This is a genomic window from Burkholderia sp. AU31624, assembly GCF_020420065.1.
GTDB lineage: Bacteria > Pseudomonadota > Gammaproteobacteria > Burkholderiales > Burkholderiaceae > Burkholderia.
In genome coordinates this window covers 135,041-147,168 of record NZ_JAIZRT010000003.1, presented here as the reverse complement: position 1 = coordinate 147,168, position 12,128 = coordinate 135,041, and the positions used below count along the sequence as shown (strand labels likewise).

The following is a 12,128-nucleotide window of genomic DNA, read 5'->3' as shown; positions in this document are numbered from 1 at the left end:
TTGCCGTCATGTCCCATGCTGTCTCCGTCGCGCTGTTTCTTCATCTGCTGGCCGTCGCCGTGTGGGTGGGCGGGATGGTCTTCGCCAACTTCTGCCTGCGTCCGGCGCTGTCCGACCTGTCGCCGCAGCTTCGGTTGCCGCTGATCGAAGGCGTGTTCGGCCGCTTCTTCAACTGGGTCTCGGGTTCCGTGATCGTGATCCTGCTGACCGGCGGCTTCCTGTTGGTGGAATTCGGCGGCGCGCACGCGACGTGGTCGCTGCACGCGATGGCCGGGCTCGGCGTCGTGATGATGCTGATCTTCGGGCATATCCGGTTCGCGCTGTTCCCGCGCATCCGTCGTGCGGTGCAGGCGCAGAAGTGGCCGGACGGCGCGCGCGCGGTGAATACGGTGCGCCTGCTCGTGCTCGTGAACCTCGTGCTCGGCGTCGTCACGATCGGCGCGGCGGTGTTGTCGCGCGGTTTCTGATTGACCGCAGCCGGCCGGCCCGCGCGCAGCCGCGGGTGCGCCGGCAAGCGCCGCTACGCGGCCAGCATCGCATCGAGCAGCCATGAGCCGACCGGGCCGAGCGGCCGGTTGCGCGACCAGACCGCATCGACCCGTACACGGCGCGGCCAGCCGCGCGCACGCAGTTCGCACAGGCGATCGCGCGCGAAGTGGTCGACCATCCAGCGCGGCAGTTCGGCCCAGCCGAACCCCAGCACGGCCATCTCCAGCAGCATCAGGTAGCTCGGCGCCAGCCAGTGCTGCGTGCCGACGACGATCCGGTCGTCGGCGCCGCGGCCTTCCGTTTTCACATAGGTATTGAGGCGCAGTTCGCGCACGTCGCGCAGCGCGGCGTGCGGCACGTCGGCGTCGCCGTATTCGGCGAGCGCGTGCGTGCGGCCGACGAACAGCCCGATTTCCGATTCCTCCGCAATCGTCGCCGCGCCGATATCGGCCGGGTAGGCCGCGCGCGCGGCCATCAGCCCGAGCTGCGCGCGCCCCTGCTGGATCAGGTCGAGCACGTCTTCGTGCTCGGCGATCTGGCATTCGAGCTCGAGCGCCGGGAAGCGCCGTTCGAGCGCCATCAACGTTTCCTCGTAGCGCTTCGACTGGTACGTATCGGACACGACGAGTGTCAGCCGCGCTTCCTCGCCACGCGCGAGCCGCGCGGCCGTGCGGTCGATCGCCGCGCCGGCTTCGAGCGCGCGCTGGACTTGCGGCAGCAGCGCGCGCCCGGCATCGGTCAGGGTCGGCGCCCGCGTCGAGCGGTCGAACAATTGCACGCCGAGATCGATCTCGAGGTTCGCGATCGCCTCCGACACGGTCGACTGGCGCTTGCCGAGCTTGCGCGCGGCGGCCGTGAACGAGCCGAGCAACGCGGCTTCGGCGAAGGCGAGCAGGGCTTCGGGGGCGTGGCGCATGCGGCGCTCCTGGTGGCGATATATCGGTGAAACCGATGATATCAAACTGGAATCATACGGTTACGCCGATCAAAATGGCGGCCATGAACGAAGTAGACGAATCGGAGGGAATCATGAAACAGGTCAACAAAACGGTAACGGAACGGCTGCTGCATGCACTGACGTTCGAGCTGGTCGCGATCGCGCTGTGCGCGCCGATCGGCGCGTGGCTGCTCGACATGCCGGTGTCGCACGTCGGCGTGCTGACGGTGATGGTGTCGCTGATCGCGATGGCGTGGAACATGGCGTTCAATACGCTGTTCGACCGCTTCGAGCGGCGCGCGGGGCTGACCCGCACGCTCGGCATGCGGATCGCGCATGCGGTCACGTTCGAGCTCGGCCTCGTCGCGATGGTGGTGCCGGTCGCCGCGTGGTGGCTGAACGTGAGCCTCGTCGAGGCGCTGTTGCTCGACCTCGGCATCGTGCTGTTCTTCCTGCCTTACACGTTCTGCTTCAACCTCGCTTACGACGCGCTGCGCGCCCGCTGGATGGCACGCCGGGTCGCGGTGCAGGCAGGTTGAGGACGGGCTGGACGGGCGAATGCCGGTAGAACCCGGCGGGGCGGTGGTCGCCGCCCGTCAGCGCGCGGCGGCCAGCAGCCACACGCCGCAAGCCACTGCGACCGTGCCGTACACGGCATAGACGGGCACCTTGAAGCGCGCGAAGCACAGCGTCGCGAAGGCGCCCGTCAGCCAGTAAACGGGGTCGACGGGTTCGCGGTACAGGATCCTCACGACGGCGACGACGAGAAAACCCGTGGTCGCCGCACGCAGCAGGCGCATTCCGTGCTCGAAGCGCGAATGGCGCTTGAGCCGGGACAGGTGGTTCTGCGCAAACACGACGAGGCATCCCGACGGAATGAACAGCGCGGCCGTCGCGAGCAGCGCGCCGACCCAGCCGTCGGTCAGGTAGCCGAGAAACGGGACGACGTTCAGCAACGGCCCCGGCGCGACTGGGGACAGCGCGAACGCCAGCGTGAAGTCGTGATCGGAGATGCCCGTCGCGGGCGTGACGAACAGCGTCTTGAGCACGGGCAGCGCGGAAAAGCCGCCGCCGAACAGCGTCATGCCGGCACCGGCGAGACGCGGCCACAGCAACGTCGCCTGGTAATCGCCGGGCAGCGGCACCGCGAACAGCGTGACGAGCACGCCGAGCAGCACGAGCAGGTTGCGGTCGCGGGTCGACAACCTGAAATCGACCGCGTCGCGTTGCGGCGGCCCCGTGAGCCAGCCGGCCGCGAATGCGGCGAAGAGAATCCCGACGAAGGCGGCCGGATTATGTGCGAAACCGAGCAGAATCGTCGACAGCGCGGCGATCAGTTGCTCGCGCCGTGTGCGCGCGAGCGAGCGCAGCTGCTTGACCCACGTGACGCCGATCAGCGCGGCGAGCACCATCCCGAAGTGATTGATCAGCATCGGCGCGGCGAGCGAGCGCACGAGTGGCGTGCGATAGAAGATCGCGAACAGCGTCATCAGGATGGAAAACGGCAGCACGCTCGCGATGCCGGCGATCCACGCGCCGATGCGGCCGTGCAGGATCTGGCCGACCTGCACCGCCACGTTGCAGCCGACGGGGCCCGGCACCAGCCAGGCCAGCGCGACGAGGTCGCCGAATACGTTGGGCTCGATGCGCTTCAGCCGCTCCACGTAGTGGCGTTCGAGCTGCGCCATCATCGACAGCCCGCCCCACGAGACCGCCGAAATGCTCGCGACGACCTTGAACAGGTCCCACAGGGAAGCCTGCGCCTGTTCGATATCAGCGGTCGCTTCGATTTCGACGGTAGTCATGTTGGTGGTGTGAGCGCGGGGCCCGATCTCTCGCGTGTGGCCATGCCGGCGGCCCGCCGACACGTTGGCCCTCCCAATTGTCCGCCGCGCACCGTGACACTGCCATGCGCGAAAACGCTAGTTCACGAACTAAACAATCGGATCGGAAAACGAAACAGTGACGGCGCGCGCAACGCGCGCCGCGGTGCGCTTACGCGCCCGTGCTGCCGGTCGCGCGATGCGCGATCACGTTCGGCGCGTCGCCGCGCACGCCGAAGCGTGCGATCAGCGCGGGAATCGCGTCGGCCGGCACCGGTCGCGAGAACAGGAAGCCTTGCGCCTCGATCTCGCCGAGCGCGGCGAGCCACGTGATCTGCTCCTCGGTTTCCGTGCCTTCGACGACGACGGTCAGGCCGAGCGAGCGCGCGAGATGCACGATCGACGACACCATCACGCACACGCTGCGATCGTTCGGAATCGCCTGCACGAACGAGCGGTCGACCTTCAGCGTGTCGACGGAGAAGCGGTGCAGGTACGACAGCGACGAATAGCCGGTACCGAAATCGTCGAGCGCGATTCGGATGCCGAGCTTCTTCAGCGCGACGATCTTCTCGGACACGAGCTCCGGATATTCCATCATCGCGGTCTCGGTGATCTCGATCTCGAGCCGGTTCGCGTCGATGCCGGTGTCCTGTAGCGCCTGCGAGATCGTCTCGATCAGGTCGCCGCGCCAGAACTGCACCGGCGAGATGTTGACCGCGAGCGTCAACGTGTCGTGGCCGTCGTCGCGCCAGCGCGCGATCTGCTCGCAGGCGGTGCGGATCACGAAGTCGCCGATCGGCACGATCAGGCCGGTCGATTCGGCGATCGAAATGAATTCGTTCGCGGAGATGACGCCGTGCTCCGGATGATCCCAGCGCGCGAGCGCCTCGAAACCGGTGATGTGGCGGTGCGTGAGGTCGATCTTCGGCTGGTACGCGAGGAACAGCTGCCCCTCGGCGAGCGCGACGCGCAGTTGCTGCTCCCAGCGCATCAGGTGGTCGGCGCGGTGCGACAGGTGCGGCGCATAGAACTGGTAGCAGTTCTTGCCGGCGTCCTTCGCGCTGTACATCGCGAGATCGGCCTTCTTCAGCAGGTCGATCTCGCTCTCGTTCGCCACCGTGTGCAGCGCGATGCCGATGCTCGCATGCAGCACGAACGAGCTGCCGCGCACGTCGAACGGTTCGCCGAACATCCGGATGATCGCTTCCGCGAGCCGCACCGCGCGCCGCTCCACGTCGTCGCCCTTCATCACCACGACGAATTCGTCGCCGCCGATGCGCGCGAGCGAGCCTTCGTCGCCGACCGCATCGGACAGGCGCGACGCGGTCATCTGCAGCACGATGTCGCCGGCGTTGTGGCCGAGCGTGTCGTTGACGGTCTTGAAGTTGTCGAGATCGATGAACAGCAGCCCGAGCCGCGACAGGCTCGCCGGCATCGACACGTCGTTGCGCAACCCGCGCAGCGTCGCATAGCGGTTCGCGAGGCCGGTGAGCAGGTCGTACTCGGCGAGCTGCGTCATTTCGCGCTCACGGCCGAGCAGCTTGCCGATCAGGCCCGTCGCGACGCCGAAGAACGCGAGCATCGCGAGCGTGATGAAGCTCGTCATCAGCAGGTAGACGTTGCGTGTGTGGTAGTAGTCCGCGAATTCCTCGGTTTGCGACAGCCCGACCATCACCGCGAGCGGGTAGCCGTCGAGGTGGCGGTACGACACGATGCGCGTCACGCCGTCGATCGGGTCGATGATCGTGCCCGTCACGCGCTCGGCGATCGGGTAAACACCCGACGCGGAAAACGCGCCGGGCGCGTTGCTGACCGAGCCCGTGCGCCGCGCGAGCACCGCGCCGGTATCCGACACCACCGCGATCACGCCTTCCTTGCCGATCGCCGCGTTGTTGTAGAAGTCGTTGGTGAAGTAGCTCGGGTCTTCCGACACGACGACGATGCCCGCGAAGCTGCCGTCCGGGTTGTTCAGGCGCCGTGTCATCTGCAGCGTCCAGTGGCTCGACACGCGGCCGAGTACGGGCTTGCTGATGAACAGGCGGTCGTCGTTGTGCGCGAGGTGGACCTTGAAGTGCTCGCGGTCGGACAGGTTGATCGGCTGCGGATGCAGCTCGGCCGTGTTCGCGAACAGGATGCCCTTCGCGTTGACGAGCGACACCTGGATCAGCGTGTCGCTCGGCACGACGCCTTTCTCGACGGCGCTGGCGAGGTTGAAGCGGGCGGGCGACTTCTCGAATTCGAACTTGACGAAGCGGGTGATCTGGTCGACCTGGTGGATCGCCTTGACCGTATGCTGCTCGAGCGCGGAGGACAGGATCGCCGCGGAAGCCGCTGCTTCCTTGTACGCGCTGTCCTTTTCCACCGACAGACGCGCGATGATCACGGCCCACAGCAGCGCGAGCGCCAGCATCCCGAGCAGCGGGATCGCAAATAGCGCACGCCGGCGCGATTTGCGCGGCGCGCGTAGCGGCCGGGTCGGCGGCGTATGGTTGGACCGGGCGGAGCTCATCGAAGCGGGTGGCGTCCTGCTCGCGTGCGCCATCCGTCTGGATGGCTGATTATTGGTCGGGGTTGTCCCGACGTCTGTTCGTTCGCGGGACACGCAACCATGGACAGACCTCCGAAACAACGGATTAGGCCCGATATTACTGGTTGGAACGTTTTTGCGATAGTTGGGCGAATCGTAGGGGGCGCCGGACGGGCCGGCGCCATCGCACATCGCGAAATGTCAGGCGGGTGACAGGAAAGTGCCGTCGACGACGGTGACGACCTGGCCGCCGATCCAGGTGGTGCCGTCTTCGTCATAGCTGACGAAGACGCGGCCGTCGCGGCCGATCGCCGTACCCTGGCGGGCCGTATACGACTGACCGGGGCGGCGTCCCTGCCGCGTCAGCAGCCCGGCGAGCGCGGCGTTCGCGCTGCCGGTGACGGGATCCTCGCCGAAGCCGAAATTGCCGCCCGTCATCAGGCAGCGGATTTCGAACGTCGCGGGGCCGCCTTCCGCGTGCGGCGCGTAGACGGCGACGCCGTCCGTGCCGTAGCGGTGCGTGAGCGCCGCCAGCGCGGCCGGATCGGGCGTCAGGCCGATGCAGGCATCGGCCGACTTCAGCCGCACGACCAGCCATGGCGCGCCGTTGTCGACCGCGCACGGCTCGGCATCCAGGTCGAGCGCGTCGCTGCGCAACGCGGCAGCCAGCGCCGCGTAGTCCGAGCGGTCGAGCGGCGTGACGCGTGCCGGCGGCGCGGCGAACGCCCAGCCGTCGGCCTGCTCGCGCAGCGCGACCCGGCCGACCCCGCACTGCTGGATCAGCCGGCCCGGCGTGCGCGGCCGCGCGCCGCTTTCCAGGAAGGCATGCGCGGTGCCCAGCGTCGGGTGGCCGGCGAACGGCAGTTCGCCCTCCGTCGTGAAGATCCGGACGCGGTAGTCGGCTTCCGGATCGGTCGGCGTGCAGAGGAACGTCGTTTCCGACAGGTTCGTCCAGCGGGCGATTGCCAGCATGTCGTCGTCGCCGAGCGAATCGGCGTCGAACACCACGGCGAGCGCGTTGCCCTTGAACGGCACCGACGTGAACACGTCGACCTGCTTGAAACGGACGAGACGGCCACGCATCGTGCTGCGTTCGTTACGCAACTTCGGCGATCAGCTCGATCTCGACGCACGCGCCGAGCGGGATCTGCGCGACGCCGAATGCCGAGCGCGCGTGCTTGCCGGCGTCGCCGAACACTTCGGCGATCAGTTCCGACGCGCCGTTCGTCACGACGTGCTGTTCGGTGAAGTCGAGCGTCGAGTTGACGAGGCTCATCAGCTTGACGATGCGCGTGACCTTGTTCAGGTCGCCGGTGTGCGCGTGCAGCGTCGCGAGCAGGTCGATCGCGATCGAGCGGGCGGCGGCCTTGCCGTCTTCCGTCTGCAGATCCGCGCCGAGCTTGCCGGCCCAGACCTTGCCGTCCTTCTTCGCGATGTGGCCCGACAGGAACACCGTGTTGCCGGTTTGCGCGCTCATCACGTAGGCGGCGGCCGGTGCGCCGGCGGTCGGGAGCTCGATGCCGAGCGACTTCAGCTTGTCGTAGACGTTAGCCATGGATTTGATTCCTCGTAGAGAGTCGTGACAGGAAAAAAGGGGATCAGAGACGTTCGCGCAGCAGCTTGCCGAGGCGCGCGACGCCTTCCTCGATCTTCTCGGGCGGCACCGTCACGAACGACAGCCGCAGCGTGTTCTGCTGCGCGTTGTCCGCGAAGAACGGCGCGCCCGGCACGAACGCGACGTGGTTGTCGACGGCCGTGGCGAGCAGCTTCATGCTGTCGATCTGCGCCGGCAGGTTCACCCAGATGAACATCCCGCCTTCCGGGCGGTTCCACGTGACGCCTTCCGGCATGTGGCGCTCGAGTGCGCCGAGCATCGCGTCGCACTGCGCGCTGTACAGCTCGCGGATCGTCGGGATGTGCTCGTCGAGGAAACCGTCCTTGATCACTTCGTGCGCGATGCGCTGCGTGAGCGTCGGCGTGTGCAGGTCGGTGGCCTGCTTGGCCTGCACGAGCTTGAAGTGGAGTTCCTCGGGCGCAATGATGTAGCCGATCCGCAGGCCCGGTGCGAGCACCTTCGAGAACGTGCCGAGGTGCACGATGTGATCGGGCGCCATCGACAGCATCGTCGGCAGCGGCTCGCCGCGGTAGTTCAGCGCGCCGTACGGATCGTCTTCCAGCACCGGGAACGGGCTCGACTGTGCGAACGCGGCAAGCGCGCGGCGGCGCTCGACGGGCAGGCGGCGGCCGGTCGGGTTCTGGAAGTTCGGCTGCGCGTACAAGAGGCGCGCGCCTTGCGTGAGTTCGGGCGTGAGGCCGTCCGGCAGCAGGCCCTGCTCGTCGGTCGGCACCTGCACGTAGCGCGGCTCGTACAGCGAGAACGACTGCAGCGCGCCGAGGTAGGTCGGGGTTTCGACGAGGATCGGGCTGCCCGGATCGACGAGCGCCTTGCCGAGCAGGTCGAGCGCCTGCTGCGAGCCGGTCGTGATCAGCACCTGCGACACGCGCACGCTGTAGCGCTCGGCGATCCATTCGCGCAGCGGCAGGTAGCCTTCGGTCGCGCTGTACTGGAGCGCGGCGGCCGGCGCGTCGCGCAGCACGCGATCGGCCGCCGCGCGCATGCGCTCGGCCGGGAACGTGGCAGGGGCGGGCAGGCCGCCGGCGAACGAGATGACCTCGGGGCGTTCCGTGACCTTCAGGATTTCGCGGATGGCAGAGCTCGTCAGCTTGCGTGCGCGTTCGGAAAGCTGCCAGTGCGGCGGATGCAGGTCGCTCGGATTCATAGTCTCCTCGTTCGGATATCGTGGTCAGTCAAGAAAGGTCGTTCGGGCAAATCGCGTCGACGCCGCCGGGTGGGCAGGCACGAGCGCGATCGAGCCTTCGCGGCCGGGTGGGCAAACCGATCAGGCAAAACGTCCATTATGGCGCAGCTGTTCAGCCGGCGCGAGCCGGTTGCGCGGCGGTGGCGACCGCCGAGCGGCGCCCGAGCACCACGGTGGCGATCACCGCGGCCGCGAACAGCCACGTCGACGGCGTCACCGTTTCGCCGAACAGCAGCGCGGAAAGGGCAATCGTGAAGAAAATCTGCAGCAGTTGCACCTGGCCGACGCGCGCGATGCCGCCCATCGCGAGCCCCGCGTACCACGCGAAAAAGCCGATGAATTGCGAAAAGAGGGTCACGTAGCCGAACGCGAGCCACGTGCGCAGCGCGAGCGGGCCCGGATGCGCGGCATGCTGCGTCCACGCGAGCCAGCCGACCGGCAGCACGAGGAACGGCGCGGACACGACGAGCGCCCAGCAGATCACCTGCCAGCCGCCGATCTGGCGCGCGAGCCGCGCGCCTTCCGCATAACCGAGCGCACCGATGCCGACCGCGACGAGCATCAGCGCGTCGCCGGCCTGCACCGTGCCGCCGCCGTCGCGCAGCGCGAACGCGATCACGAGCGCGCTGCCGGCCACCGCGCTGGCCCAGAACGCCTTCGACGGCCGCTCGTGCGACAGCCAGGCCGCATACAGCGCGACGAACAGCGGCTGCAGGCCGTTGACCACCGCGCCGTGCGAAGCCGGTACGGTTTTCATCGCCCATGCGGAGAACACCGGGTACGCGATGATCACGCCGAGCGACGTGGTCGCGAGGCTTTTCAGCTGCGCGCGGGTCGGCAGCGGCTCGCGGCGCCACCACAGCAGCAGGCCGGCCGGCACCGCGGCGGCGAGCGCGCGGCCGAGCCCGTTGAGCAGCGGATGGAGTTCGGAGACGACGATCCGCGTCATCGGCAGCGTCAGGCTGAAGATCATCACGCCGATGAGGCCGAGCAGCATGCCCCGGGTTTCGCGCGAATTCATGAAGTGGGTGTCTCCGTGTTGCCGGTATTAGATGTAGTCGGGGGCGGCGTGGCGCTCAGCGCAGCGTGCGTGCGCCCTGCGGCGTGTCGAATTCGGCGACCAGCGCGGGCGGGCCGTCGATGGTTTCGAGGTCGAGCAGGTGGGCGGCGCCGAGCCAGTCGAGCTGTTCGCGGAGCGCGTCCGCGCGCGGGTGGGCGCCCTTGAGCGCCTTCAGCGCGATGCCGTCGCCCGGCAGCGATTCGGCCGGGTGGCGCGCGCTGTCCCACTGGATCAGCGAAGGCAGGAGGCCGTCGCCCGCGCCTTGCCATGCGGGGAACGCGCCGTCGTCGGGCACGGTGAGGCCCCAGCTCAGGTCGCCGCGCCGCATCGCGACGACCGGCGGGATGCGCGCCGGGTACTGGCTCTGCCACAGCGCGAGCTGGCGCGGACGATCGACCCGCGCGACCCAGTGCGCGAGAAACGGGCCTTGCGCAAGCCGCGCGTGCATGGCCGGATCGTCGAGCCCGAACAGCCGCGCGTGCGGCGGTTCGGCGCCGGCGTTCGGTGCAGGCGCATCGGGATCGATCGCGATCACTTCGAGGTAGAGCCCGCCCCACACGCCGAACAGCGCATTGTGGGTCCGCATCAGCGGGTGGCGGCCGCCGCCGGCAGGTTCGATGCCGAGCGCGTCGGCGACGTGGCGGACGCCTTCGTCGAGCGTGCGCGCGGCGATCACGAGATGGTCGAGTGTCAGGGAGCGGGCTGGCATGAACGTCGGTCGGAAAGCGAAAGTGTCATGGTGGGCAGGCGATGCGCCGGGCGGTGGCCGGACCGGCCGGCATACCGGCCGCGATGCGGGCCGGTAGGCGCGGTGCCAGGTGCGGCGGGGCCGGAACGGTGGCCGCACGGTCGCCATTCCGGTCAACTGTAATCGTCGCTACCGGCACAGTAACGGTACAATCGGCGCGATAGCCTTCGGTACAGTTGGAGCTGCCGCCCATGTCCACCGTCCCACTCGCCCAGATTCCCGTGCCGCACGACACGGCCACGCTCACGCTCGTCGACCAGCTTGTCCAGTGGGCGCGACGGCGCATCGACGAACGCGTGTTCCGGCCCGGCATGCGGATGCCGTCGATCCGCAAGCTCGCGCTCGACAAGAGCGTGTCGCGCTTCACCGTCGTCGAGGCGTACGAGCGTCTCGTCGCACAGGGTTACCTCGACTCGCGGCGCGGCTCGGGCTTCTACGTGCGCGAGCGCACGGCCGCCGGCCCGCAGCCGGCCGACGGCGTCGCACGCGTGGCCGAGGCCGCGCCGGTGCACAACACGATCGACGTCGTCTGGCTGCTGCGCAACATGCTGCATACCGTCAGCCCGGAAAAGGGGCCGGGTCTCGGCTATCTGCCGGGCCGCTGGCTCGACGGCGAACTGATCACCGGCGCGCTGCGCGCGCTCGGGCGGCAGTCCGGCGCGCAGATGCTCGGCTTCGGCACCGCGCAGGGCTTCCTGCCGCTGCGCCAGCAACTGCAGACGCGCCTCGCCGAAGTGGAGATCGGCGCGAAGCCCGAACAGATCGTGCTGGTGTCGGGGATCACGCAGGCGATCGACCTGATCGCGCGGATCTACGTGAAGCCCGGCGATGCGGTGATCGTCGGCGATCCGGCCTGGTTCCAGATGTTCGGGCGCTTCGCGGCGCAGGGCGCGCAGCTCGTCGGGATGCCGTACACGCCGGACGGCCCCGATCTCGACGCGCTCGAAACGCTCGTCCAGATGTGGCGGCCGAAGATGCTCGTGATCAATTCGGTGCTCCAGAACCCGACCGGCACGTCGCTGTCGGCCGCGCAGGCGTTCCGGATCCTGAAGCTCGCGGAGGCATACGACTTCCTCGTCGTCGAGGACGACGTGTACGGCGACCTGTGCCCGCCGAGCTATCCGGCCACGCGCCTCGCGAGCCTCGACCAGTTGAAGCGCGTGATCTACCTCGGCAGCTATTCGAAGACGCTCGCGGCGAACCTGCGGGTCGGCTATGTCGCGTGCGCGCCGGAGATCGCGAAGGCGCTCACCGACCAGAAGATGCTGGTGGGGATGACGACGCCCGAGCTCAACGAGCGCGTGCTGTACAAGATCCTGACCGAAGGGCATTACCGGCGCCACGTCGAGCGGCTGCGCGCGCGGCTCGACGGCGTGCGCGACAAGACCGCGCGGATGCTCGAGCGCACGGGGCTCGGCCTGTTCACGATGCCGGCGGCCGGGATGTTCCTGTGGGCCGACACGGGCGTCGATTCGGACGCGCTCGCGGCGGTCGCGCACGAGGCCGGTTTTTTGCTGACGCCGGGCAGCCTGTTCTCGCCGCAGCAATCACCGTCCACGTGGATGCGCTTCAACGTCGCGAACTGCGGCGATCCCGCGTTGCCGGCGCTGCTGTCACGCTATATCGATTCCGCCGTGCGCCGCGCATCGTGACGCGGCGCGGCACGCCCGCCCTTGAAATCGGGCGTGCCGCCTCCAGATACGCGCGCAAACCGCTAGCGCC

The 12,128-nt window shown here is 68.4% G+C and carries 11 protein-coding genes; 3 read left to right on the top strand and 8 right to left on the bottom strand.

The window, feature by feature from the left end; genetic code table 11:
- The first annotated feature begins 8 nt into the window (after window positions 1-8).
- Window positions 9-467 (top strand): CopD family protein, encoded by a 459-nt coding sequence (locus tag LGM89_RS10965; RefSeq protein WP_039370342.1) that lies wholly within the window; start codon window positions 9-11, stop codon window positions 465-467.
- Window positions 468-520: 53 nt separating this feature from the next.
- Here LGM89_RS10965 and LGM89_RS10960 read toward each other — a convergent pair whose 3' ends face one another.
- The gene (locus LGM89_RS10960) at window positions 521-1,405 is read right to left on the bottom strand and encodes a LysR family transcriptional regulator (protein ID WP_039370345.1); all 885 of its coding nucleotides are present in this window, start codon (window positions 1,403-1,405) and stop codon (window positions 521-523) included.
- Between the two features lie 113 nt (window positions 1,406-1,518).
- On the opposite strand from LGM89_RS10960, the gene LGM89_RS10955 reads away from it, so the two are divergent.
- Complete coding sequence (locus tag LGM89_RS10955; RefSeq protein WP_071334964.1) at window positions 1,519-1,965, top strand: multidrug/biocide efflux PACE transporter; 447 nt, start codon at window positions 1,519-1,521, stop codon at window positions 1,963-1,965.
- 57 nt (window positions 1,966-2,022) lie between these two features.
- On the opposite strand, the gene LGM89_RS10950 is transcribed toward LGM89_RS10955, so the two are convergent.
- The 7 genes from LGM89_RS10950 to LGM89_RS10920 all read right to left on the bottom strand — a co-directional run bounded on the left by LGM89_RS10950 (window position 2,023) and on the right by LGM89_RS10920 (window position 10,367).
- A complete protein-coding gene (locus tag LGM89_RS10950; RefSeq protein ID WP_089495389.1) occupies window positions 2,023-3,231 on the bottom strand; it encodes a chromate transporter in 1,209 nt (402 codons plus the stop codon).
- A 190-nt stretch (window positions 3,232-3,421) separates the two neighbouring features.
- Entirely contained in the window at window positions 3,422-5,761 is a 2,340-nt protein-coding gene (locus tag LGM89_RS10945; protein ID WP_226207099.1) for an EAL domain-containing protein, read from the bottom strand.
- Window positions 5,762-5,980: 219 nt separating this feature from the next.
- Complete coding sequence (locus tag LGM89_RS10940; protein ID WP_226273052.1) at window positions 5,981-6,862, bottom strand: PhzF family phenazine biosynthesis protein; 882 nt, start codon at window positions 6,860-6,862, stop codon at window positions 5,981-5,983.
- 13 nt (window positions 6,863-6,875) lie between these two features.
- On the bottom strand, window positions 6,876-7,334 hold the full coding sequence (locus LGM89_RS10935) for a RidA family protein (RefSeq protein WP_011352811.1): 459 nt from the start codon (window positions 7,332-7,334) through the stop codon (window positions 6,876-6,878).
- A gap of 43 nt (window positions 7,335-7,377) precedes the next feature.
- Complete coding sequence (locus tag LGM89_RS10930; RefSeq protein ID WP_047852437.1) at window positions 7,378-8,559, bottom strand: PLP-dependent aminotransferase family protein; 1,182 nt, start codon at window positions 8,557-8,559, stop codon at window positions 7,378-7,380.
- Window positions 8,560-8,710: 151 nt separating this feature from the next.
- Complete coding sequence (locus LGM89_RS10925; protein ID WP_226273051.1) at window positions 8,711-9,619, bottom strand: DMT family transporter; 909 nt, start codon at window positions 9,617-9,619, stop codon at window positions 8,711-8,713.
- 55 nt (window positions 9,620-9,674) lie between these two features.
- Window positions 9,675-10,367: a VOC family protein gene (locus tag LGM89_RS10920; RefSeq protein ID WP_089495384.1), complete on the bottom strand. Its 693-nt coding sequence runs from the start codon at window positions 10,365-10,367 to the stop codon at window positions 9,675-9,677.
- Between the two features lie 230 nt (window positions 10,368-10,597).
- Between LGM89_RS10920 and LGM89_RS10915 the strand changes: the two genes are divergently transcribed.
- Window positions 10,598-12,058, top strand: coding sequence for a PLP-dependent aminotransferase family protein (locus LGM89_RS10915; RefSeq protein WP_089495383.1), 1,461 nt, complete (start codon window positions 10,598-10,600; stop codon window positions 12,056-12,058).
- Window positions 12,059-12,128: the final 70 nt, after the last annotated feature.